Annotated in this window: 17 protein-coding genes and 2 pseudogenes; 15 read left to right on the plus strand and 4 right to left on the minus strand. The window is 63.5% G+C overall.

All coding sequences use genetic code 11. The features are described 5' to 3' along the window. Positions 1-8: 8 nt before the first annotated feature. Positions 9-1,856 (minus strand): DUF1302 domain-containing protein, encoded by a 1,848-nt coding sequence (locus NVV93_RS02760; RefSeq protein WP_258252937.1) that lies wholly within the window; start codon positions 1,854-1,856, stop codon positions 9-11. A 246-nt stretch (positions 1,857-2,102) separates the two neighbouring features. Continuing rightward, positions 2,103-2,294: pseudogene (locus NVV93_RS02765) on the minus strand (response regulator transcription factor); the annotation flags it as partial. A 386-nt stretch (positions 2,295-2,680) separates the two neighbouring features. On the opposite strand from NVV93_RS02765, the gene NVV93_RS02770 reads away from it, so the two are divergent. The 5 genes from NVV93_RS02770 (at position 2,681) to NVV93_RS02790 (ending at position 11,578) form a co-directional block, all read left to right on the plus strand. After that, the gene (locus tag NVV93_RS02770; protein WP_258252938.1) at positions 2,681-5,197 is read left to right on the plus strand and encodes a LuxR C-terminal-related transcriptional regulator; all 2,517 of its coding nucleotides are present in this window, start codon (positions 2,681-2,683) and stop codon (positions 5,195-5,197) included. A gap of 143 nt (positions 5,198-5,340) precedes the next feature. Further along, the gene (locus tag NVV93_RS02775; RefSeq protein WP_258252939.1) at positions 5,341-7,143 is read left to right on the plus strand and encodes an acyl-CoA dehydrogenase; all 1,803 of its coding nucleotides are present in this window, start codon (positions 5,341-5,343) and stop codon (positions 7,141-7,143) included. Between the two features lie 169 nt (positions 7,144-7,312). Then, positions 7,313-9,427: a 3-hydroxyacyl-CoA dehydrogenase NAD-binding domain-containing protein gene (locus NVV93_RS02780; RefSeq protein ID WP_258252940.1), complete on the plus strand. Its 2,115-nt coding sequence runs from the start codon at positions 7,313-7,315 to the stop codon at positions 9,425-9,427. A 190-nt stretch (positions 9,428-9,617) separates the two neighbouring features. After that, on the plus strand, positions 9,618-10,802 hold the full coding sequence (locus tag NVV93_RS02785; RefSeq protein WP_258252941.1) for an acetyl-CoA C-acyltransferase: 1,185 nt from the start codon (positions 9,618-9,620) through the stop codon (positions 10,800-10,802). Beyond that, entirely contained in the window at positions 10,802-11,578 is a 777-nt protein-coding gene (locus NVV93_RS02790; protein WP_258252942.1) for an SDR family NAD(P)-dependent oxidoreductase, read from the plus strand. The genes NVV93_RS02785 and NVV93_RS02790 overlap by 1 nt, the downstream gene beginning before the upstream one ends. Before the next feature lie 117 nt (positions 11,579-11,695). Here the strand turns inward: NVV93_RS02790 and NVV93_RS02795 are convergent. Further along, a pseudogene (locus NVV93_RS02795) lies at positions 11,696-11,815 on the minus strand (helix-turn-helix domain-containing protein); the annotation flags it as partial. A 121-nt stretch (positions 11,816-11,936) separates the two neighbouring features. Between NVV93_RS02795 and NVV93_RS02800 the strand changes: the two are divergent. The 10 genes from NVV93_RS02800 (at position 11,937) to NVV93_RS02845 (ending at position 22,253) form a co-directional block, all read left to right on the plus strand. Beyond that, entirely contained in the window at positions 11,937-13,340 is a 1,404-nt protein-coding gene (locus tag NVV93_RS02800; protein WP_258252943.1) for a DUF1254 domain-containing protein, read from the plus strand. A 282-nt stretch (positions 13,341-13,622) separates the two neighbouring features. Continuing rightward, positions 13,623-13,790, plus strand: coding sequence for a helix-turn-helix domain-containing protein (locus NVV93_RS02805; protein ID WP_258252944.1), 168 nt, complete (start codon positions 13,623-13,625; stop codon positions 13,788-13,790). A 351-nt stretch (positions 13,791-14,141) separates the two neighbouring features. Next, the gene (locus tag NVV93_RS02810; protein WP_258252945.1) at positions 14,142-14,354 is read left to right on the plus strand and encodes a hypothetical protein; all 213 of its coding nucleotides are present in this window, start codon (positions 14,142-14,144) and stop codon (positions 14,352-14,354) included. A gap of 105 nt (positions 14,355-14,459) precedes the next feature. Then, the gene (locus NVV93_RS02815) at positions 14,460-15,611 is read left to right on the plus strand and encodes an iron-containing alcohol dehydrogenase (protein ID WP_258252946.1); all 1,152 of its coding nucleotides are present in this window, start codon (positions 14,460-14,462) and stop codon (positions 15,609-15,611) included. After that, entirely contained in the window at positions 15,608-16,045 is a 438-nt protein-coding gene (locus NVV93_RS02820) for a thioesterase family protein (protein ID WP_258252947.1), read from the plus strand. Before NVV93_RS02815 ends, NVV93_RS02820 begins: the two co-directional genes overlap by 4 nt. A gap of 747 nt (positions 16,046-16,792) precedes the next feature. Then, positions 16,793-18,379 (plus strand): RimK family protein, encoded by a 1,587-nt coding sequence (locus NVV93_RS02825; protein ID WP_258252948.1) that lies wholly within the window; start codon positions 16,793-16,795, stop codon positions 18,377-18,379. Between the two features lie 9 nt (positions 18,380-18,388). Beyond that, the gene (locus NVV93_RS02830) at positions 18,389-19,336 is read left to right on the plus strand and encodes a magnesium transporter CorA family protein (RefSeq protein ID WP_258252949.1); all 948 of its coding nucleotides are present in this window, start codon (positions 18,389-18,391) and stop codon (positions 19,334-19,336) included. A gap of 69 nt (positions 19,337-19,405) precedes the next feature. Beyond that, positions 19,406-19,567 (plus strand): hypothetical protein, encoded by a 162-nt coding sequence (locus NVV93_RS02835; protein ID WP_258252950.1) that lies wholly within the window; start codon positions 19,406-19,408, stop codon positions 19,565-19,567. A 41-nt stretch (positions 19,568-19,608) separates the two neighbouring features. Continuing rightward, positions 19,609-20,730 (plus strand): GNAT family N-acetyltransferase/peptidase C39 family protein, encoded by a 1,122-nt coding sequence (locus tag NVV93_RS02840; RefSeq protein WP_258252951.1) that lies wholly within the window; start codon positions 19,609-19,611, stop codon positions 20,728-20,730. A gap of 188 nt (positions 20,731-20,918) precedes the next feature. Further along, on the plus strand, positions 20,919-22,253 hold the full coding sequence (locus tag NVV93_RS02845; protein ID WP_258252952.1) for a glutamine synthetase family protein: 1,335 nt from the start codon (positions 20,919-20,921) through the stop codon (positions 22,251-22,253). A gap of 301 nt (positions 22,254-22,554) precedes the next feature. On the opposite strand, the gene NVV93_RS02850 is transcribed toward NVV93_RS02845, so the two are convergent. Beyond that, positions 22,555-23,175: a tyrosine-type recombinase/integrase gene (locus NVV93_RS02850; protein WP_258252953.1), complete on the minus strand. Its 621-nt coding sequence runs from the start codon at positions 23,173-23,175 to the stop codon at positions 22,555-22,557. Positions 23,176-23,519: the final 344 nt, after the last annotated feature.

Here is a 23,519-nt window from a genome sequence, read left to right on the forward strand (position 1 = left end):
TTTACCTCTTAGAAGTTCACGCCAGCGCTGAGCGCGAGGAAGTCGCGGTCGATCAGGGTGTTGTACGCACCGCCGAAGAAATCGGTGTAACTGAGGCTGGCGGTGTAGGTGTTCCGGTATTCGGCATCGACCCCCAGGCTGACGGCCTTGGCGCCTTCGTTGAACAGGCCGTTGGGGCCGTAGCCGTCGACGTCATGCGACCAGGCCAGGTTCGGTTTGAAGTTGATGCCGGCGATCACGTTTGAGTAATCGAGGATCGCGCGGGCACGGTAGCCCCAGGAGTTGGCGGTGACGAAACCGTGGGTATCGCCCTCGAAGCCGAAGTTGCCGTACAGCGGGTCGCGGCCGTAACGCAGCTCGCGAGTGGACTCCAGGCCGCCGACGTGTGTCAGGCCGACTTCACCGACCAGGGTCAGGCGCTCGGCGCCCAGCACCTGATCGAAGAAGTGCGTCAGGCTGGTCTGCGCCTGGGTGATCTCCTTGCGCCGGTAGCCGTGGTTGTCCTGGCCCGCCGCGGTGGCGATCGGCGAAGTCCCCGGGGCGATCGGATTGAGCAGGGTGCGGGTCATGTCGGTGGTGTTCAGCTGTACCGGCGCATTCGGCCGGTAGCTGATTTCACCGCCCCAGGCGGTGCCGGTGGACAGCGTGGTGGAGAAGCTCAGACCATAGAGCTGGATGTCTTCCGGGTACTCCATGAAGTAGCTGGAGTTGCCGAGCACGGTGCTCTGCGCCAGGCCGGAGCCTGCTGCTTGGGCCGCGGCGAGTGCCTGGGCCGCCGTTGCACCCTGCGCCAAAGCGGCCGCGCGGCCTGCGGCAGCGCCTGCAGCGGAGATGCCACCGATTTGCCCCAGAGTCGCTCTGCTCGCAGTGGTATTGCTGAGGAACGGGGTGCGGCTGTGGTAGTTCATGAAGTACGCGGCGTACTCGGTTTCCTCGCCGAGCCAGCGCAGGGCGGTGCCGAACTGGCCGGAATCGCGTGCATCACGGTCACCGGAGCGCGGGATAATCACCCCCTCGCCGGTGACATCGAAGCCTTGGCCACGGGCGGCGGCGATCGGCTGCAGCGGCTTGATGGTCGGCGAGGCAGCGGTGAGGTTGGTGGCGCAGCCGTCGGCGACGATATCGGCAGTGGAGAAGAAGGTACCGCAGTTGTCGATGACGGTCTGGTCCCACTCCAGCTGGTAGAAGGCCTCGGCTGACAGGCTGTCGGTCAGGCTCTGCGAGACATAGAGCATGTTGACCGGAATCAAGCCTTCCTTGAGCTCGGCGCCCGGACGGCGGAACGCCGCGGCGTCGACCGGGTTGATGCTGTTGATCGAGTTACCGATGAAGGTGCTCTCGCCCCAGCTCACCACTTGCTTGCCGACCCGCGCGCTGCCCGGCAGCTCGCCGATGGTGTAGTTGTGGTAGACGAAGGCATCCAGCAGCTGATATCCAGCGGACTTGGCGCCTTCCTTGCGGCCTTGGTCGTCGATGTCTTTGAACAGACGGCTTTCGTCCTTCAGCTCGAAGTCATACCAGTACTTACCGCGTACGAACACGCCACTGTCGCCGTACTTCAGCTCGAGGTCGTGGATGCCCTTGAAGATCTTCGAGAAGGTTTCGCCCTTCTTGAAGTTCAGGCGGCCGTCGTCGGTGGTGGAGGACTGACCCTTACCACCGCTAAACGTGCTGTACAGATCAGGGTCGGGCGAACGCATCGACCAACTGGCGCCTACCGACAGCGACGAATCGAATTGCCCTTCGATTTCCCCGATATTGAAGTTCACGGCCTGCGCCTGGGCACTCAAGCCCAGGGAGACAGCCAGTGCTAGCGCTTGGGGACGGAGGATTAGAGGCCTTTTTATTGTTGACATGCGGCATTCCTGTCTGGATGAAAGCAGGTGCGCACCCTACCCAGAGCGCCTTGGCTGGATAAGCGCACTAAGTGCGGATTTTCTCGTATCACCACAAAGGAGTACTCGAGCGCACCCACAACCCGACAACAGCTCTACGGCGCAGCTTTGCGCGGACCGCAGAAGCGCCAAAGCCAGCCTGGCGAGGCTGCCCCTGGCGGGTGACTCGCCTGGCGGAAGGCTAGGGAGCGATTTGCCGAGCCTGGCTCAGTCCAGTAGCCCGAGCCCCTTGGCTTGCGTCACCGCCTGGGTACGCCGCTCGACCTTGAACTTGCTGTTGATGCGCCGGGCGTGGGTCTTCACCGTGTACAGAGAGATAAACAGGCGCTCGGCGATCTCCAGGTTGGAGCGGCCCTGGGCGATCAGCGTCAGCACCTCCAGTTCGCGTGCACTCAAGATTGGCACGCCGTCCTGGACTACCCCCGCTCCGGTAGACATCCCCGGCCTATGCTTGGACTATCCCCGGGACAGGCCATCGATGGCTATGCAGCACCTCTTGTGCAATCAACGAGACGGGCAGCTGCTAGGGGGCGACCGTGACGATTCGCGGTTCTTCTTCAGGGGGAGATCGACCATATGTGCGCGTTTCAGGTTGAATAAGAATGCCATCGATACTAGGAATTCCAACATTGCCTAACCTTTCCAGCAGATCAATCGCGGCCCTGATGATGCCTGTCCCGGCGCTGAACCAAGGGCGACTCAGACCGCCTTCGCTTCCGACCGGCGAGGTAGTGCGCCTGCCGTTACTGAAGCGGTTGGAGGAAGCGGGACAAGGCGCTTGCAGGTTGAGTCTGCTAAGTGCTCCGCTGGGTTATGGCAAGAGCATCCTCATGGCGCAGTATGCCGCCAGCCTGAAGGGCGCCTGGGCCTGGATGCGTTGCGCAACGGCCGACAATAGGCCGCGGGTGTTCCTGACTCACCTGGCTGCGGCACTGGGACTGCCGTCTGAACTACCGGGTGCTTCGGAGGAGGCACTTTGGGGTGTGATTGTCGACTACCTGGAGCGACGCAGCGAGCGCTTCACACTATTCCTCGACGATCTCCATCACCTGCGGGCCCGTGGCGCCTGCGCGTATCTGAACGAATTGCTGGAATTCGGCCCTTCGACTCTGCATCTGGTGGGCGCGAGCCAGGGTCTGCCGGCGCTGGCTATCAGCCAATTGCGTCGCGATCAGCGCTTGCAGTTGCTGGAGGCGACTGATCTGTCTCTCGATAGCGCTCAGATTGAGGCGCTGGCCCAAGCGCGTGGGCTAAGCCTGAGTGCCGACGCCATATACCGGCTTCGTGCTAGCAGCGAGGGTTGGATCAGTGCCGTACTTCTGGGACTGGCGGCTCATGCAGAGGAGCCCGGATTCAGTCCGGAGGGCATAAAGGCGCGGATGACGACTCACGTCGCCAGCTTCCTGGAGGAGTCGTTGTTGGCTGATCTCCCGGTGGATCTGGTGCGATTCATTGAGTGCACATCGGTAGTGGGCTCGTTCGATGAGCGGCTGGCCGCTCAGCTCAGCGGCAATGCCCGGGCCGACGAGGCCATCCGCCGACTGCTGCGTCGGGACCTGTTGACCCCGCAGCGTCCGGACGAACGCCCGACCTACCGTTACCACCCGGCAGTGCGCGGCACCGGTTACCTGCGATTGCAGGGCCGCCCCCCGGAAGTGCTGCAGACGCTGCACCGGAAGGCGGCCGACTGGCTGCTGGACAATAGACGCTATGCGGAGGCTGTTCAGCAACTGGGGCGGGCACGTGAGTACAACCGCCTCCTGGCGGTAGTCGAGCAGCACAGCTTTGACTTGCTGCGCCAGGGCCGGATCGGCTCCATCGTTGATTTCCTGGCTGTCCTGCCCGAGCAGGACAGCGATCACTTGACCCTGGCGATTACCGAAGCCAGCACGGTTATCGCCACGAACGACATCGCCCGCGCACGCAACTGCCTGCTGCGTCTGCAACGTCTGCTGCGCAGCGAGTCGGCGCCCCTTCATCGCCCCGAACGCTCTCACCAGACGGTGGCTTTTCTGCGCAGTCGGCTCGCGGTGCTTGGCGGGAACTTCAACCACGGCCTGCGACTGGTGACCGAGGCACTGCAGCAGTATCCGCAGCGGAATGCGGCAGGCGCGGTACTGCAGTTCAATCAGGCCAGCTGCCTGTTCGCCCTGGGCCGATCGGAAGAGGCGCATCGCTGCGCCACTGTGGCCCTGGAGGAGCTGACCACGCTGGGCTTCCGTGGCTACACCAACAGCCTGCACCTGCTGCTTGCGCAGATTGAGCTGAGCCGTGGCCAACTTGCTGAGGCGGAGCAGCGTTTCCTGGGGCTGGCCCAGGAGCTTCCAGTCAGCGTCTCGCAGAGTTTCTACGACCTCTACCTGCATCTGGGTCAGGGACTGGTGCTGCTGCAACGCAACCAGTTCGAGGCGGCGGCACAGCGCCTGGCGCAGGCAGAAGCCCTTGCACTCGATGTGGTGCACTGCGCGGCGCTTCCCTGGGTCCTGCATCACCAGGCCTGTCTGGCGGAAGCCCGGGGAGATGTAGAACAGGCGCGCCGCCGCTGGGATGAGGCGCGGCGCCTGGCTCGCCACTACCAACTGTTCGGCCTGTATCGGCTGGCTGGCGCTGGACGTGTGCATCTGGCGGTGCGCGAGCACGACGAAGAGTTCATTCTCGTCTGGCTGGAAGAGTGGCACTGGTGCCGTCGGTACTATGGCGAGGTGATGCCGGAAGAGCATCTGGCGTACGCCTGGGTCCAGCGGCACCTGGGGCAGCATGGGGCGGCGGCGCGTATTGCCGACGAATCGCTGCACAAGGCCCTGGCGGAGGGCAACCTGCTGCTGCAGCTTCAATGGCATCTGCTTGAGGCCACTCTGAACCTGGACCTGAATCGTCGGACCGAGATGGAGGCGAGCCTCGAGCAGGCACTGCAACTGGCGGTGCTGTACGGCTTTGGCCAATTGCTCCACCGGGAAGGTCGCGGTCTGCGGGAGGAGCTGCGCCAGCTGTTCAATCCGCAGTACCGTCGACAGGCTGGGCTCGAACCGCTGCCGCCTCGCGAGCAATTGACGACTTGGCTGCCAGGGTTGCTGGCGGGGGAGGGTGTGCATGAGACGCTGGTCGAGCCCCTGACCCGTCGTGAGCAGGACGTGCTGCGGCGCATGGCCAGTGGACAGGGCAACCAGCAGATCGCGGAGGGGTTGTTCATTGGCCTGAGTACGGTGAAGACCCACATCAACAAACTCTTTCGCAAGCTGGATGCCACAGACCGCGAGACGGCACTGCAGGCCGCGCGGCGCCTGAAGTTGCTGGATCACTGATTGGGCCTGTACTCCACCTGATTTCCACCGCCTCCACCCGTAAATCCACCCTCGGTTGGACGCGCGCGCCATCGCGCGGCTGCTACAACGCTTGTCAGTTCGGCCCGGCATCGCTGGGCCTATCTCCGCCTGACGAGAACACCATGACTGACAAGCTGCTCAACGAGCGCGAACTGAGCTTCCAGCTCTACGAGATGCTCGACACCGAAGCGCTGCTGCAACGCCCGCGCTATGCCGAGCACGACCGCGCCGTGTTCGACGCCACCTTGGAGACCGCACGCGCCATCGCCGCCGAGTACCTGGCGCCGCACAACCAGAAGGCCGACGCTAACGAGCCGACCTTCGACGGCGAGAAGGTCAGCCTGATCCCGGAAACCAAGGCCGCCTGGGACGCCCTCGCCGCCGCCGGCTTTCATGCCGCGCACCACGACGCCGAGGACGGCGGCCTGCAGCTGCCGGAAGTGCTGCTGCGCGCCTGCATGGCCTACTTCAACGCCGCCAACATCGCCACCGCCGGCTACTCCTTCCTGACCATCGGCGCCGCCAACCTGGTCAAGGGTTTCGCCGGCGATACCCTGCGCCAGCGCTTCCTGCCGCCGATGCTCGACGGCCGCTACAGCGGCACCATGGCGCTGACCGAACCGGGCCAGGGCTCGGCGCTCGGCGACATCCGCACCACCGCGCGGCCGGCCGAGGACGGCAGTTACCGGGTGTTCGGCCAGAAGATGTTCATCTCCGGCGGCGACCACGAGCTGACCGACAACATCGTGCACATGGTCCTGGCGCGCATCGACGGCGCACCGGCCGGGGTCAAGGGCATCTCGCTGTTCCTGGTGCCGAAATTCCTGGTCAACGCTGACGGCAGCCGCGGCGCACGCAACGACGTGGCGCTGGCCGGCCTGCTGCACAAGCTGGGTTACCGCAACACCACCTCCACCGTGCTCAGCTTCGGCGAGAAGGACGGCGCGGTCGGCTACCTGGTAGGCGAGGCCAACAAGGGCCTCGCCTACATGTTCCAGCTGATGAACGAGGCGCGCATCGGGGTGGCCCTGGGCGCTTCGGCGCTGGCTTACCAGAGCTACATCCATGCCCTCGACTACGCCCGCGAGCGTCCGCAGGGCCGCCTGCCGGGCAGCAAGGACCCGCTGGCGCCGCAGGTTCGCATCGTCGAGCACGCTGACGTGCGGCGCATGCTGCTGCAGCAGAAGGTTTACGCCGAGGGCAGCCTGTCGCTGTGCCTGTACGCCAGCAGCTTGTTCGAGGACGCCCACACCGCGCCCGAGCAGGCCGCCCGCGAGGACGCCGCCGAACTGCTCGACCTGCTGATCCCGATGGTCAAGTCCTATCCGTCGAAGTACGGCGTGATTGCCTCCGATCTCGGCATCCAGATCCTCGGCGGCTCCGGCTACATCCGCGAGTACCCGCTGGAACAGTACTACCGCGACAACCGCCTGAACCCGATTCATGAAGGCACCGAGGGTATCCACGGCCTCGACCTGCTCGGCCGCAAGGTCGGTCAGCGCGGTGGCAAGGGCTACCGGCTGTTCCTCACCGAAGTCCGCGCCAGCCTGACCCAGGCCGCCGGCGACAGCGTCTGCGCGCCGCTGGCCGCGGCCCTGGCCGATGCGCTGGCCATCCTCGAGCGGGTCACCGTCGATCTGCAGGCGCAGGTCGCCGCCGATGCCAACCTCGGCCTCTCCAACGCCACCGCCTACCTCGACCTGTTCGGCCGGGTGCTGGTCGGCTGGATCTGGCTGCGTCAGGCACTGGTCGCCAGCCGCGCCCTGCACGCCGGCGCCACCGGCAATGAGGCCGACTTCTACCGGGGCAAGCTGCACGCCGCGCGTTATTTCATGGACTGGGAGCTGGCCGGGCTGGAGGCCAAGGCGCGCCTGCTCGGCGCCGGCAATCGCCTGAGCTACGACATGCAGAGCAACTGGTTCTAACGGCAGCTTGCCGGCAGAGCCTGGCTGTAGGAGCGAATTCATTCGCGAAAAGCGGGCGGCACCAAGCGGCCTGCATCGCGAATTAATTCGCTCCTACGGGACTTGAGCCGCTGCTGAACGCGCGCCGTTTCCATTCATCAACCGTATTCAAACGTTACAGGGAATCATCATGAGCGACCTGATCAATTACCGCCTCGAAGACGGCCTGGCACTGATCGGCCTGGCCCGCCCGCCGGTCAACTCCCTCGGCCAGTCGCTGCGCGCCGCGATTCTCGACGCCTGCGAACGCGCTGCCGCCGACGCCAGCGTGAAAGCCATCATCCTGCACGGCGACACGGGTGTGTTTTCGGCCGGTGCCGACATCACCGAATTCGGCAGCAGCGCTTCGCACGCCGCGCCCTCGCTGCCCGACGTGCTGGTGCGTCTGACCAGCATCGACAAGCTGCTGATCGCCGCGATCGGCACCTTCGCCCTCGGCGGCGGCCTGGAGCTGGCGCTGGCCTGCGGTTACCGCGTTGGCGAGCCCAAGGCACGCCTCGGCCTGCCGGAAATCAACCTCGGCCTGCTGCCCGGCGCCGGCGGCACCCAGCGCCTGCCGCGCCTGATCGGCGTCGAGCCGGCGCTGGACCTGATGCTCTCCGGTCAGCCGATGAACGCCGCACGCGCCCTCGAACTGGGCCTGCTCGACCGCCTGGCCGGCAGCCCCGAGGCGCTGCTCGACAGCGCCCGCGAACTGGCCCGCGAGCTGATCGCGCAGAACGCTCCGGCACGCCGCACCACGCCGTTCGCCAACCCGGGCGAGAGCATCGCCGCGGACTTCTTCAGCCAGTTCCTCGCCGCCAACGCGCCGCGCTGGAAGAGCCGCCAGGCGCCGCGTCGCGTGGTCGCCGCGGTCGAGGCCAGCTGCCGCCTGCCGCTCAGCGAAGGGCTCGCCGAGGAGCGCGCGCTGTTCAAACAGGCCGAAGCCTCCGCCGAATCGCGCGCGCTGCGCCACGTGTTCTTCGCCGAGCGCGAAGCCGGGCGGATCCCCGGCATCGGCAGCGACACCCCGCTGCGCAAGATCGACAAGGTCGCGGTGATCGGCGCCGGCACCATGGGCGGCGGCATCGCCATGAACTTCGCCAACGCCGGTATCGCGGTGAAGCTGCTGGAGCTCAAGGGCGAGGCGCTGGACCGCGGCCTGGTGCAGATCCGCAAGAACTACGAGATCAGCGTCAAGCGCGGCAAGCTCAGCGACGCCCAGCTGGAACAGCGCATGACCCTGCTGCAAGGCACCCTCGACTACGCCGACCTGGCCGACGCCGACCTGGTGATCGAGGCGGTGTTCGAGAAGATGGAGATCAAGGAGCAGGTGTTCCGCCGTCTCGATCAGGTGTGCAAGCCGGGCGCGATCCTCGCCAGCAACACCTCGTCGCTGGACGTCGACCAGATCGCCGCCTTCACCCGGCGCCCGCAGGACGTGATCGGCCTGCACTTCTTCAGCCCGGCCAACGTCATGCGCCTGCTGGAGGTGGTGCGTGGCCGCGAGACTGCCCCGGACGTGCTGGCCACCACCATGAAAGTCGCCAAGCAGATCGGCAAGCTGGCGGTGGTCTCCGGGGTGTGCTTCGGTTTCATCGGCAACCGCATGCTCGAACCCTACTCGCGCGAGGCACACCGCCTGGTCCTCGAAGGCGCCACCCCGGGGCAGGTGGACAACGTGCTCACCGGCCTCGACCTGAACATGGGCGTGCTGACCATGCTCGACCTGGCCGGCGTCGACGTGAACTTCCTGGTGCGCCAATCCAACCTGGCCGCCACCAGCCACGATGCGGGCTACCACATCGTCGGCAACGAGCTGTACAAGCTCGGCCGCTACGGCCAGAAGACCGGCCGCGGCTTCTACCTGTACGAAGGCCGTGACCGCAAGGAAGACCCGGAAGTCGCGGAAATCGCCGCGCGCGCCGCCGCCGAGCTGGGCGTCGCCCGGCGCAGCGAGATTACCGACGTGGAAATCCACGACCGCTGCCTGTTCATGCTGATCAACGAAGGCATCCAGCTGCTCGACGAGGGCATCGCCCTGCGAGCCAGCGACATCGACCTGGTATGGATCAACGGCTACGGCTTCCCGGCGCACGTCGGCGGCCCGATGCACTACGCGGAAACCCTCGGCCTGGACAAGGTGCTGGCCGGCATCCAGCGCTACCGCAAGGAACTCGGCGTCTACGGCGAAATGTGGTTCCAGCCGGCCTCGCTGCTGGAGCGCCTGGTCGCCGCCGGCAAGACCCGTATCGAGAAGATCTGAACGCAGCAACCACATACAAGCCATAGGCAAACGCCGCACAAGCTCCCCTCTCCCGTTTACGGGAGAGGGGCTGGGAGTGAGGGGAACGGGCGCGCACAGTTGCTGACCTGAACGCCCATCCCTCTCCCTAACCCTCACCCCAGAGAGGCGAGGGAACAGAAGCAAACACCCACATCCAGGACCACTCCAAATGAAAGAAGCAGTCATCCTCTCCACCGTCCGTACCCCGATCGCCAAGGCCTTCCGTGGCGCGTTCAACAACCTCAAGTCGCCGAGCATGGCCAGCTATGCGATCCGCGCCGCGGTCGAGCGCGCCGGGATCGACGCCGCCGAGATCGAAGACCTGGTGATGGGCACCGCGATGCCCGGCGGTACCGCCGGCTGGAACCTCGGGCGCATGGCCGCGCTGGCCTCCGGACTGCCGCTGTCGGTGAGCGGCCAGACCCTCGACCGCCAGTGCGCGTCCGGGCTGATGGCGATTGCCACCGCCGCCAAGCAGATCATGGTCGACGGCATGGCGGTGACCATCGGTGCCGGCCAGGAACACATCAGCCTGGTGCAGAACAAGAACATGGAGTGGGCGATGGCCGAGCGCGACGAGCTGGTCACCCGCCACGCCGCGCACGCCTATATGCCGATGCTGCAGACCGCCGAGCTGGTCGCCGCGCGCTACGGCATCAGCCGTGAAGCGCAGGATGCCTACTCGCTGCAGTCGCAGCTGCGCACCGCCGCCGCCCAGCGCGACGGGCTGTTCGAGGGCGAAATCGTGCCGGTTACCGCCACCAAGCAGGTGGTCGACAAGGCCAGTGGCGCGGTCAGCTTCGAAGAAGTCACCCTCAGCCTCGACGAAGGCAACCGTCCGCAGACCGTGCTCGGCGACCTCAGCAAGCTCAAGCCGGTGATCGACGGTGGCTGCATCACCGCCGGCAACGCCAGCCAGCTGTCCGACGGCGCCAGCGCCTGCGTGCTGATGGATGGCCGCCTGGCCTCGCAGCGCAACCTGCAACCACTGGGCCTGTATCGCGGCATCGCCATGGCCGGTCTGGCCCCGGAAGAGATGGGCATCGGCCCGGTACTGGCGGTGCCCAAGCTGCTCAAGCAGCACGGCCTGAGCGTCGACGACATCGGCCTGTGGGAACTCAACGAAGCCTTCGCCTGCCAGGTGCTGTACTGCGCCGAGAAACTCGGTATCGACCCGGCCAAGCTCAACGTCAACGGCGGCGCCATCGCCATCGGCCACCCCTACGGCATGAGCGGCGCGCGGATGGTCGGCCACGCCCTGCTGGAAGGTAAGCGCCGCGGCGTGAAGTACGTGGTGATCACCATGTGCGTCGGCGGCGGCATGGGTGCTGCCGGCCTGTTCGAGGTGTTGTGATGAGTGCTTTCCGTAGCTTCTCCCTGAACGGCAAGGTGGTGCTGGTCACCGGCGCCTCCAGCGGTATCGGTGCGCACCTGGCGCGGGTCGCCGCGCGTGCCGGCGCCCACGTGGTGCTCGCCGCGCGGCGCGGCGAACGCCTCGCCGAAGTGCAGCGCGACATCGAGTTCGAGAACGGCGAAGCGCTCAGCGTGGCCCTCGACGTCACCGACCGCGCCAGCGTCGAGGCGGCGTTCGACGCCGCCGAGGCGCGCTTCGGCGTGGTCGACGTGGTGCTCAACAACGCCGGCATCGGCAACGGTCAGCGCGTGCTGGAAATCAGCGAGGAAGACTGGCGCGCTATGCTGTCGACCAACCTGGATGGCGTCTGGCGCGTCGCCCAGGTTGCCGCCCAGCGCCTGAGCAAAGCCGACCGGCCGGGCAGCATCGTCAACATCGCCTCGATCCTCGGCCTGCGCGTCGGCACCGGTTACAGCCACTACTGCGCGGCCAAGGCCGGCGTGGTGCAGCTGACCAAGTCGCTGGCGCTTGAACTGGCGCGCCACGATATCCGCGTCAACGCCATCGCTCCCGGCTACTTCCAGACCGAGATGAACGACGCGTTCTTCAGCAGCGAAAAGGGCCAGGCCTACATCCGCGACAGCGTGCCGATGGGCCGGCTGGGCAACCTGCACGAGCTGGAAGGCCCGTTCCTGCTGCTCGCCAGCGACGCCGGCGCGTTCATGACCGGCAGTGTGTTGGCCGTTGATGGTGGGCACCTGGTGAGCTCGTTGTAGGGCTTCCCGGCTCAGGGAGGGGCGCAGACGGCTCTCCCCTACGTTTTATGTAACTGCGGTTGGGGTTAATAAATCGCCCCGGCTTGCCTAGGCATGCCCAAGTGTGCCGCGAGTATTTCACCATGAAGGTGAGGACTTACCTGAAGGCGTAATGTGGCTTCTGCGATATTGACCTGGCGTCATGCCGGTCCAGCGTTTGAAGGCGCGCTGAAAGGCGCTTTGTTCGGAGAAGCCAAGTAGACATCCGCTACTACTGGCCCAAGCCGGAACTGCTGGAAACCGCTGGCAGTCACCGGCCGTCATGCCGGCTGAATAATTGAAGCGGATAAAACTCTCAAATGGATCGGAGCACAAATCAATGACCGCACTTGCACGCAACAGCCTGGCAGCAGCCGGCATCTCCTTGCTGCTCAGCGCAGCGGCGCACGCCGACTTCAGCGCCACCCCGGCCGAAGCCCGGGCCATCGCCAAGGAAGCCTACCTGTACGGCTTCCCGGTGGTGGAGATGTACAAGACCCTCTACACCCAGGCAGTGGATAAAGATGGGCCGAACTTCAAGGCCGCGTTCAACCAGATCGGCAACACGGCGAATATCTTCACGCCCAAGGACAGCGCCTTCGTCACCCCCAACTCGGACACGCCCTACTCCTTTATCTGGATGGACCTGCGTGCCGAGCCATTGGTACTGACCCTGCCAGCCATCGAAGAGGGCCGCTACTACTCCACCCAGCTGATCGACCTCTATACGCAGAACTTTGCCTACCTGGGCTCCCGCGCAACAGGCAATAAAGGTGGCAACTTTCTGATCGCCGGACCAGCCTGGCAGGGCGAGAAACCCGCCGGGATCGACGCCGTGCTCCGTAGCGAAAGCGCCATCGCCTACGGCCTGTACCGCACCCAGCTGTTCGATGACCAGGACCTGGCCAAGGTCAAGCAGATCCAGCAGGGCTATGGCGTGAAGACCCTCAGCGCCTTTCTCGGTAAGCCGGCCATCGCCGCAGCTCCAGCGGTGGACTGGCCCAAGCCGCAAGCCGACATGTCCGCCACGCCGGCGCTGTTCCGCTACCTCGACTTCATGCTCGCGTTTGCCCCCAGCCACCCCAGCGAGAAGGCGCTGATGGCGCGTTTCGCCAAGATCGACGTGGGCCCGGGTCTGTCTTTCGATGAAAGCACCCTCAGTGCCGAGCAGCTCAAGGCCTTGCAGGCCGGTATCGACGACGGCAAGAGCGAATTCGCCGCCTTCAAGAAGGCCAAGGTGGACACCCACCAGGTCACCAGCGGCGACCTCTTCGGTAGCCGCCAGCACCTCAACAACAATTACCTGTACCGCTATGCCGGTGCCAACATGGGCATCTTTGGCAACTCTTCCGAAGAGGCCAGCTACATCGGCTACTTCGTCGACAGCACTGGCAAACCAGTCAACGCCGCCAGCCACAGCTACACGCTGCGCTTCAAGAAAGGCCAACTACCGCCAGCCAAGGCCTTCTGGTCGCTGACCATGTACGACGGCAAAAGCAAACTGCTGGTCGACAACCCCCTCAATCGTTACCTGATCAACTCGCGCATGCTCGACAGCCTGAAGAAGGATGCCGATGGTGGGTTGACCCTGTATGTGCAACGGCAATCGCCCGGCAAGACCAAGGAAAGCAACTGGCTGCCCGCCCCCAACGGCCCCTTCTATGGCGTGCTACGCATCTACATGCCCAAGCCGGAAGTGAGCAATGGGCAGTGGCAATTACCCGCCATGACGCCAACCGAATAAAACCAAGGAAAACCAGTTGTGCGCCATCTATCAACCTTGCGCGGTCTTTCCCTCATCGCCTTTGGCCGCGCTACTTGGGCAAGTACAGCTTCATGCCGACCTTTTCGGTCTCGATTGGAGAGGAATGGAGCCGTCGATGGGTGGCAACTGGATCGAGTCGCACTATGCCGAAGCCATCACTATCGAGAGCATGGGCCGCGAAATCGGTCTGGCCGAGCGCACACTGAAGCGACGTTTCCAACAGGCGACCCGGCTGCCACCCAGCCTCTATGTGCAGAAGGTGTGGATCGACAAGGCCAAGAACTGCTGCTGGCTACCGGCCTGTCGTTCAAGGCGATTGCCTACGAGGTGGGCTACGAGAACGTGAGTTTCTTCGTGCGGCTGTTCAGAACCCACGCAGGACAGACGCCGGCACAGTGGCGCAAGTGCGGGGTTGTGATCACGCCTTAGCGGTTGCTGTTGCGCGGAAGGAGGCGAGTGCTCTCTAAGCCTGAAGGGCTGCCTTTGGCCGTTCTCTGCCGTTCGCCTCTTCGGCGTGTACTGGTCAAGTCAGATGCAAACGGTGGTCAGCACGAATGCAATTGACTGGTCAGCGGCAATGCAATTGGGCGGTCAAGTGCGATGCAATTGCGCAGTCGCGAATCGAAACCGTCAGTGGTCGTGAACCGGAACTGAGACCGAGACCGAGACCGTTTATAGCTGTGGACCGAGACTGGGCTTCCGTTTAATCAACATGGTTCTGCGCCGTTGACCAAGGCGCCGTGCGCGCATCCACATGATCTTGTGGTTAAGGAGGACGTTATGGGTGAGAAATACTACGAGGTTGAAGGTGCGGTGTTCCGGGAAGGCGCCCGTGGGCTGGAAGTTTATTCGGCGAAGGATGATGACTTCGAGCCCTATCAGGGCGACCCGTGGCGGGTCTACCGACTGAGCAACCCGATGAGTCTTGAGGAAGTCCAGCCGTTCATTGACTGCGCTGGTAGTCATAAACACAGTCGTTTGCCTATCCCATAAGATAAGGGGGAAACGGTGCCCTGTGTTTCAAGGGGCTCGTTCAAGAGCTCTCCGCGACACCGCCGCGTGAGGGCTGCCTAAGTCATCCTTTTGAGGCTCTTCCCAATGCTATCGATGGCATTCAATACCACCCGCTCGATGGTCATCGAGCGCGGTGCCGCCACCCGCCTCGCCACCCAGGTGCGTGGCCTGGGCGGCAGCTCGGTGCTACTGGTGACCGATGCGGGCGTCGTGGCTGCCGGTCTGCTCGAGCCCGTGCTGGCCGGTTTTGCCGAAGCGGGCGTCCCGGTCGAGGTGTTCGCCGACGTGCAGGCTGACCCACCGGAGTCGGTGATCCTCGCCGCGGTGGAAGCCGGCAAGGCCTGCGACGCGGATTGCGTGGTCGGTTTTGGCGGCGGCAGCTCGCTGGATGCAGCCAAGCTGGCGGCCTTGCTGGTGCGCGGCGGCGAAGAGTTGTCGCAGATCTACGGGATCAACCAGAGCAAGGGCGCCCGTCTGCCGCTGATCCTGGTGCCGACCACTGCCGGCACCGGCTCCGAGGTGACCTCGGTGTCGGTGGTCACCACCGGTGCCGGCGAGAAGAACGTGGTCTATTCGCCGACCCTGTTGCCCGACCTGGCGGTGCTGGATGCCGATCTGACCCTCGGCCTGCCGGCGCATATCACCGCGGCGACCGGCATCGACGCCATGGTCCATGCGGTCGAGGCCTACACCAGCCGAAACCTGAAAAACCCGATTTCCGACTGCCTGGCGCGTGAGGCGCTGCGCCTGCTCTCCGGCAGCATCCACCAAGCCTGCCGCGACGGCACCGATATGGTGGCGCGGGAAAGCATGCTACTTGGCGCTTGCCTGGCCGGCATGGCGTTCGCCAACTCGCCGGTGGCCGCCGTGCATGCCCTGGCCTATCCGCTCGGCGCGCGTTTCCACGTGCCGCACGGGGTGTCCAACGCCCTGGTGCTAGGCCCGGTGATGCGCTTCAATCTGGATGCGGTGGCACCGCTGTATGCGCAACTGGCCGAGATTGTCCTGCCCAATGTGTCTGGCAGCGACCACGACAAAGCCCGCGCCCTGGCCGATCACCTGGGCGGCCTGGCCGGCGAGCTGAAGCTGCCGACCCGCCTGCGCGACGTGGGCATCGGCGAGGTCGATATCGAAGCCCTGGCGCTGGATGCGATGAAGCAGCAGCGTCTGCTCGGCAACAACCCGCGCGAGGTCCAGCTGGACGACGTACGCGCCATCTACCGAGAAGTACTATGAGCACCAAAGCCCACCGTCCACGCCGGGAGAATTTCCGACGCTCCTACACCCTCGGCACGCGCTGGGGCGACCACGACTCCTATGGCCACGTGCAGAACGTCGTCTACTACTCGTTCTTCGATTCGGCGATCACCCAGTTCCTGGTCGAGCAGGGCACCCTGGACATCGACAACAGCCCGGTCATCGGCCTGATCGTCGAGTCGAGCTGCACGTTCTTTTCGCCGATCACCTTCCCCGATCAGGTGACCGTGGGCCTGCGTATCGCCCACCTGGGCACCAGTAGCGCCCGTTACGAGCTCGGCATCTTTCGCAATGACGAGACCGAGGTGTCCGCGCTCGGCTACGTGGTCTACGTCTATGTGGATCGGGCCAGCAACAAGCCGGTCGCCATCCCCCAACTGGTGCGCGCCGAGCTGAGCACCCTGACCGACTAGTCCTCGCTTCCCAGGCGTTCCCCGTCAACGCTGGCGGGGCGCGCCGATTCCTTCGTATCCCTATCAGCGAGGGGTAATGGGGTAGAACCCCCTGCCAGGTCAAGGCCGAGAAGGACTACGGTACCCGCGGGCGGTGGTAGCGGCAGTATCGACTGCAATCGCCCAGACCTCTCCGAAGCCGAACGTTACAAGTGCCCGTAACCATGCGGGGTTGCGCCCTAACTGCGTGACAGCCCTGCCGTGTATCGGACTGATGCACGTCGGGGTGAGTGGCCCAACCTGTGACGGGGCGCGAGTGCGTTCGAGCAGTATTCAGTTTTCGCAGATGAATAGCAGGTTGGTCGTGAACGTTAGCCACAGTCCACTCCTGGCCGTTCTTTGCCGGTCAGCAACGGCAGAATTCAGCCAGAAGCTGCCGCTGGTGATGATGTGCAAATAACCAACAGTCGACGCTCAGAAGTGTCTACCGGAGCGGGGATAGTCCACGCAATGGGGTCGATAGCGACGGTTGCAGGTCCAGCCGTCGCTGTGGTTACCCATCCGTTTGCTCTGCCCCATCGGCTCAGTCAGGTTTGGCACCCAGGTCTAAGCCACTGCTAAATTCTTGGGCGGGTGGCGACAACTGCGCTTCAGTGAAGCGTCGGCATAAGGTTTCCAATCGCCGGCGTAAAGCTTTCGTAGAGTGCGAAGACATTTCCCGGAATTGGCGGTTTATTGAGGACGTCAATTTCTGAACAGGTCAGACAGATGTCTTCGGTACAAGCCAATCTTTGCCATCCTCTCCTCACCAGTGAGCTGCAGGCGCTTCCGCCAATCGCACAGAACGCCGAGGTGTTGAAAGGCTCCAGCGAGGTGCTGATCATCGTCGAGCGCAGGGAGGACTGGTCCTCCTACCTGCCCAGCGAAAACATGCTCACCGCGCAGGAGTACCTGGAGCAATCGCGCAGTGGCGAGAGCGGCAAGCGGACTCAAGTGATCAACCTGTGTCGCAACTACAAGTACCTGGGGCACGGCTATTACTGCTCGCTGCTGGCGGAAGCACGCGGACACCGGGTCATTCCCTCGATACGCACCGTCAGCGAGCTGGCGCGCAAGTCGCTCTACGGCCTCGCGCTGGACGACCTGGAGAAATCGCTAGAGAAGGCGCTGGCGCAGCATCCGTGTGCCGACACCGAAGGTTTCACCCTCAGCCTGTACTTCGGCAAGACCGACCTGGCCCCCTTGCAGGACATCGCTCGCCAGCTGTTCGAGGCGTTTCCCTGCCCGGTCCTGCTGGTCGACTTCCGCAAAGGCGACGGCTGGCAGATCGCTGGTCTGCGCCCTGGTTCACTGCACAAGTTGCGCGAGAATCAGGAGGATCAATTTGCCCAAGCCCTCGATGGCTTCAGCCGCAAAGTCTGGCGTACACCGCAATCACGCCAAGTGACGCGCTACGACCTGGCCATCCTGCACAACCCGGAGGAAGAGCTGCCGCCCTCCAACGCTCAGGCTCTGGAGAACTTCGTACGGGTCGGCAAGATGCTGGGCGTCGACGTCGACCTGATCGAGAAGAAGGACTACTCACGCCTGGCCGAATACGACGCGCTGCTGATTCGCGAAACCACCAGCGTCGACGACCATACCTACCGCTTTGCCAAGAAGGCCGAGAGCGAGGGGTTGATCGTGATGGACGACCCGACTTCGATCCTGCGCTGCACCAACAAGGTCTACCTCACCGACCTGCTGCGCAGCCACGACTTGAGCATGCCCGCCACGGAGATCCTCTACCGTGACAATCCCCAGGAACTGGACAAAGTCGGCGAACGTCTGGGCTTTCCGCTGGTCCTGAAGATTCCCGACGGCTGCTTCTCACGCGGCGTGATCAAGGTGGAAAACCCGCAGCAGCTGCGCGCAGCCAGTAGCGAGTTGTTCGAGCACTCGGTGCTGCTGCTGGCGCAGGAGTTCCTGTTCACCGAGTACGACTGGCGCATCGGCGTGCTCAATCGCCAGCCGATCTTTGCCTGCCAGTACTTCATGTCCAAGGGGCACTGGCAGATCGTTAACCACAAGGCCCAGGGTACTGAAGTGATCGGCGAATGCCGCACGCTAGCGGTGGAGGATGCGCCCAAGGAGGTGGTGGATCTGGCGGTGAAGACCGCGAACCTGATCGGCGATGGGCTCTACGGTGTTGACCTCAAAGAGGTCGGCGGCAGCGTCAAGGTGATCGAGGTGAACGACAACCCCAACCTCGACGCCGGCATCGAGGACGCCCACCTGGGCGACCAGCTTTACCGGCAGGTGCTGGAGGACTTCGTCCGCCGGCTCGAACTCAAACGACGTGGCGCCGCGCGCTGAGGTGGCAAGATGCGTCAGAGCTACCTGCTGAACGACGGGGCCTTGCTGCCCTGCGAGGACGATGCGGCCCCGTTGCAACTGTGCATTGCACCGAGTGCCGAGGAACGAGACTGGCTGCGCCGCAGCTTCGGCCTGGATGCGCATACCCTGGATTCGGCGCTGGATCCGGACGAGGTGTCGCGCGTCGAGTTTCTTCCCGAGGCACTGTTCCTCATCTGGAAACGCCCGGAAAGCTACTCCGGCAACGAGCGCTGCGCCTTCGAAGTCTCGTCCTTCGGCATGATGCTCAACGCGAACCAGCTAGTTCTGATCTCCAACGCCGACTCCCTGCTCGGCGACCTGCACGTGCGCCGCGACTTGCATCGCCCGCTGGATATTCTGCTGGCAGTGCTTCTGAGCAACATTCATCACTATCAGGGCCACCTCAAGGTCATCAAACTGGTCGCTCGCGAGTTGCAGCAGCGCTTCAACCAAACCCTGCACAACCGGCATCTGCTGCAGATGTTCGGCCTCAGCGAGAGCCTGATCTACTACCTGAACGCCATCCAGAGCAATGGTGCGGTACTGGGCCGGCTGCGTGATCAAGGCGAGCGGCTGAAATTCCCGCCGGAGGCGCTGGCGCTGCTCGACGACCTGATCATCGAGAACGAGCAGTGCATCCGCCAGGCCGAAATCTATGCCTCGGTGCTGTCGGGGCTGATGGATGCGCGCGGCAATCTGCTGAACGCCAACATGAATGAAATGCTGCGCAAGCTCACCCTGATCAACGTGGTGTTCCTGCCGCTGAACCTGATCGCCGGTATTGGCGGCATGTCCGAGTTCAGCGCGGTGACCCAGGCCATCCCCTGGTGGGTGTCCTATCCGCTGTTCGTCGCCTCCCTGGCGGCGCTGTCCGGGCTGATGCTGGTGGTCCTGCGTCGCTTGCTCGGTGCTTCCGCGCCGGGGTCCAGGGCCTGACTCTGCCGTCTGAGCTGCAAACCATGCTGGATAGCCCCAGCGCCATTTAATCGCTCCCGAGGATCAACCATGGAACCCGTGCACATTGGCCTTTGCGTGCTGATTGCCATCCTGCTGTTTGCCTTCGCCATCAACTACTTCGATCGCCGCCTCAAGTCGGAGCCCCTCGGTCAGCCGGCCGAGGGCACGAGGACCTTGAAGCGGGCGAGCGACAAGCCAGCGAAACGCTGATCACTCCTCGGAACGCCCATCACAACGGTCGAAATTTGTTCATGGAATTCTTGTTTCGCAATGCCGTCGCCGAAGATCTCGCGTCGCTGCTCGCCCTGGAAAACCAGTGTTTCGAGCACGACCGACTGTCGCCCCGCAGCTTCCAGTGGATGATCAAGCGCGCCCACGCAAGCCTGATCGTGGCGCAGTACCAGGGCCGGGTAATGGGTTACGCGCTGTTGCTGTTCCACCGTGGCACATCACTGGCGCGGCTCTATTCCATCGCCATCGCCCCTGATGCCCGCGGCCATGGCCTGGGCAAACGCCTGTTAGCCGAGGCCGAGCAGAAGGCGCGCGACCACGACTGTGCCTACCTCCGCCTGGAGGTGCGCACGGACAACGCGGCGGCGATCCATCTCTATGAAGGCGCGGGCTATCGGCGCTTCGCCCAGGTCGACGACTACTACGAAGACCACGCGCAGGCGCTGCGCTACGAGAAGCGAATCATCGAGCGGCAGCTCGATGATTCGCGCCTCGTGCCGTACTACCAGCAAACCACTGAATTCACCTGCGGTCCCGCCTGCCTGATGATGGCCATGGCAGCCCTCCAGCCGGGGCGCTTCCTGGGTCGTCTCGAAGAAGTGCAGCTCTGGCGGGAGGCGACAACCATCTTCATGACCTCCGGACACGGCGGCTGCAGCCCTCAGGGCTTGGCCCTGGCCGCGTTTCGCCGGGGATTCCGGGTGCGTCTGCAGGTCAGCATCCAAGGGCCACTGTTTCTCAATGGCGTGCGCCGCGAAAGCAAGCGAGACGTTATGCGTCTGGTGCACGAGGCGTTCTGCGCGGAACTGCAGCGCAGTGATGTGGAACAGCTGTCCAGCAGCCCCTTCGACATGCCCCAGCTCCTCGCCGCAGGCGGCCAGCCGCTGGTGCTGATCAGCAACTACCGGCTCACTCGCACCAAGGCTCCCCATTGGGTCCTAGTCACCGGCTGCGATGAGGACTTCGTCTACCTGCACGATCCGGACATCGACCATAGCCGCCACAGACAGGCACTGGACTGCCAGAACGTGCCCGTGAGCCATGGGCAGTTTCAGCGCATGCGCGTGTTCGGTGGCAGCAAGCTACGCGCAGCGGTCGTGCTCTTCCACCGCGAGGCGAGCACTCGCCAACGAGGTGAGTGAACGACAGATCGGTGCAGAACGGCTGGGGCCGGAGGGCGGAATGCCTATCGCTCGAGGGTGAGAACTAGCCGCCCTGGCTCGGCGTCAGCGACCGTTTCCCGCTCACTGGCGCTATGAAAACCACACCGCTGAGTGTTCTGGGTTCTCATCTACTCACTCGAATAAAGATCAAAGGAGTAATAACTACCATGGGCGCCGTCTGCTCTGACCTGCTGGCTGAAGTCCGCGCCTTCCGCGCGCAACACCCGCAGGTGCGTTACGTCGACCTGATTTCCCTGGACATTCCTGGGCATTTTTATGGCAAGCGCTATCCAGTCGAGATGCTCGAGAAGGTAGCCGCGGGCAGCGTCCTCAAACTGCCGCAGAACTGCGTGTTGCTGGGCGTGCAGGGTGGAATGTTCAAAATTGGCAACTATTGCTTCAACGACGGCGACCCGGATGCCCGGCGCCGCTTAGTGCCCAGCACGCTGAAGCCGGTGAGCTGGGAAGCGCAGCCGCTGGGGCAGATGCTGATCACTTCGGATGGTACCGAGGCACCGATCACCTTCGAGCCCCGCGAAGTCTTGGCGCAGGTACTGGCACGTCTACGGGACAAAGACATCCACCCGGTGGTGGCCTTCGAGCTGGAGTTCTACCTCTTCGATAAGCAGCTGCTCAATGGCCGGCCGCAGTTCCCCCGCGATCCGCTGACGGGCGATGCGGACGATCAGCCGAATATGCACATCGAACGGCTGTCGCGCTTCTCCCCGGTGCTCGATGAAATGGTCGAGGCAGCACGGGCGCAAGGCATCGACGCCACGGTGATCACCGCCGAACGCGGCCCTGGTCAGTTCGAGATCAATTTCGGTCACCTCGCTGACGGCTTGCGTGCAGCCGATTGGGCCGCCCTGTTTTGCCGCAGCACCCGAGGAGTGGCCCTCAAGCACGGCTACCGCGCCAGCTTTATGGCGAAGCCTTACTTGCAGCACGCGGGCAGCGGCATGCACGTGCATGTCAGCCTCTACGATGCGGCGGGTAATAACTTGTTGGCGGCTGACCAGCAGCAAGCATTGCGCCATGCGGTGGCCGGTTGCCTGGAGCTGCGGCCCCATTGCATGCCGATCTTCGCGCCGAACCAGAATGCCTTGCGTCGCTATGGCGGTGCGGTGTGGGTCAATTGGGGCTTCGAGGATCGCAATGCCTGCGTGCGGGTTCCCGAGTCGGACCCGCATAACCTGCGCATCGAGCATCGCCTGGCCAGTGCCGATGCCAACCCTTATCTAGTGCTGGCGGCCATCCTCTGTGGGATGGAGCAGGGTCTGGAGCAGCAGCGCGAGCCGATCGCGCCGCTGCATGAAGGCCATGGCAGCGGAATCGACTTCCCCCTGGACATGTTCGACGCGGTGCGTGCCATGCAACGCCAGCCACAACTGCGTGAGGGCTTGGGTGCGGAGTTTGTCGATGTCTACTGCGAGAACAAGCGCCAGGACCACTTGGCTTTTATGCAAGAGATCGGGGGGCGCGAATACCGCTGGTATCTGTAAACGATTAAAGGGGGAGTCTTGGGTATCAAAAAAACTTGTAATAAATCAAACAGATAGAAATTGAACAAGCCTGTTTTGAGCAACAGCTTGGGTTGCACTACTAAAATCCAGGATCATCCCCATGCAGGCCAGACTCCGCCTGGCGACCTCCGCGCCGACTCACATCTCAATGGCATTGCCCATCCGTTTCGTAAAAAATACCGCCACGCAAAACAGCGCTTCTTGGCCGGAACCTGCCGTTTGCAACCGGCTGCTTCTGGCCGGATAGCGACGGTCTGGCTTTAACCGTCGCTATGCATGGTCAGACCTCGGTCTGCTCCGCCATTTCCAAGGCGTCATCGACCTCAATTCCTAGGTATCGGACGGTGCTTTCAAGCTTCGTATGGCCGAGCAGGAGTTGGACTGCCCTCAGGTTCTTCGTTCTGCGATAGATCAGTGATGCCTTCGTACGCCGCAGCGTGTGGGTGCCATACATGGCTGGATCAAGGCCAATGGCTGTCACCCAGGTTTTGACGATTCGAGCGTATTGCCTGGTGGAGAGATGATCTGAGCCGTGCAGCCGGCTCGGAAATAGGCAGTCCTCGCTGCGGAGCTGGGCCTGATGCATCCAGGCATCCAGAGCCGCCCGGGTTTGCTCAGTGATCTCAAATTGCACTGGGCGCTGAGTTTTCTGCTGCATCACGATGGCTCGCGACGACACATGATCTCCATGGGCTATGTCCCGCACACGAAGCTTGGTTAAGTCGCCGGCTCGCAGCTTGCTGTCGATCGCCAGGTCGAATAGAGCAAGATCCCGGGTTCTCTCCGCGATCTGGAGCCTTACCCGGATGGCCCAAATATCTCTGAGCCGCAGTGGGGCTTTCTGCCCGACTAGCTTTCCCTTGTTCCAAGGGCAATGGTTGTAGATGGCGCTGGATTTCATGGCTTGTCCTCCGTGTTGAGGGAGAGCAAGGGTGGATCAGTCACGGCACATGGTCGCTAACCGGCCATCTGTGGCCCATAGCGGCCATTCATCAATCCCTGAGGGCGGAGCTCGATCAGCTCGTCATGAGCACGAGGCGTAACGGGCCACCTATGGGGTTTAGCAGCTCATCGTAGAAGGCTGCTGCGGCACCCCGAATCGTTGTTGTCGAACGTCTGATGAGCTGTCATCTGATTGGTATTGGAACCTAGCCAGGATCCGATAAATGGGCCCTTGCTGACAGTGCTTCACAATCGTTCCGTACAGGTATAGCGTAGCGATTACTACTTTATATGTATTTATTT

The sequence above is a fragment of the Pseudomonas sp. LS44 genome, from assembly GCF_024730785.1.
GTDB lineage: Bacteria > Pseudomonadota > Gammaproteobacteria > Pseudomonadales > Pseudomonadaceae > Aquipseudomonas.

Bases quoted from the DNA above. Each gene is read 5' to 3' on its own strand.
- NVV93_RS02760 (WP_258252937.1), bottom strand. From the start codon at position 1,856: ATGTCAACAATAAAAAGGCCTCTAATCCTCCGTCCCCAAGCGCTAGCA.
- NVV93_RS02775 (WP_258252939.1), top strand. From the start codon at position 5,341: ATGACTGACAAGCTGCTCAACGAGCGCGAACTGAGCTTCCAGCTCTAC.
- NVV93_RS02780 (WP_258252940.1), top strand. From the start codon at position 7,313: ATGAGCGACCTGATCAATTACCGCCTCGAAGACGGCCTGGCACTGATC.
- NVV93_RS02785 (WP_258252941.1), top strand. From the start codon at position 9,618: ATGAAAGAAGCAGTCATCCTCTCCACCGTCCGTACCCCGATCGCCAAG.
- NVV93_RS02790 (WP_258252942.1), top strand. From the start codon at position 10,802: ATGAGTGCTTTCCGTAGCTTCTCCCTGAACGGCAAGGTGGTGCTGGTC.
- NVV93_RS02800 (WP_258252943.1), top strand. From the start codon at position 11,937: ATGACCGCACTTGCACGCAACAGCCTGGCAGCAGCCGGCATCTCCTTG.
- NVV93_RS02810 (WP_258252945.1), top strand. From the start codon at position 14,142: ATGGGTGAGAAATACTACGAGGTTGAAGGTGCGGTGTTCCGGGAAGGC.
- NVV93_RS02815 (WP_258252946.1), top strand. From the start codon at position 14,460: ATGCTATCGATGGCATTCAATACCACCCGCTCGATGGTCATCGAGCGC.
- NVV93_RS02820 (WP_258252947.1), top strand. From the start codon at position 15,608: ATGAGCACCAAAGCCCACCGTCCACGCCGGGAGAATTTCCGACGCTCC.
- NVV93_RS02825 (WP_258252948.1), top strand. From the start codon at position 16,793: ATGTCTTCGGTACAAGCCAATCTTTGCCATCCTCTCCTCACCAGTGAG.
- NVV93_RS02830 (WP_258252949.1), top strand. From the start codon at position 18,389: ATGCGTCAGAGCTACCTGCTGAACGACGGGGCCTTGCTGCCCTGCGAG.
- NVV93_RS02835 (WP_258252950.1), top strand. From the start codon at position 19,406: ATGGAACCCGTGCACATTGGCCTTTGCGTGCTGATTGCCATCCTGCTG.
- NVV93_RS02840 (WP_258252951.1), top strand. From the start codon at position 19,609: ATGGAATTCTTGTTTCGCAATGCCGTCGCCGAAGATCTCGCGTCGCTG.
- NVV93_RS02845 (WP_258252952.1), top strand. From the start codon at position 20,919: ATGGGCGCCGTCTGCTCTGACCTGCTGGCTGAAGTCCGCGCCTTCCGC.
- NVV93_RS02850 (WP_258252953.1), bottom strand. From the start codon at position 23,175: ATGAAATCCAGCGCCATCTACAACCATTGCCCTTGGAACAAGGGAAAG.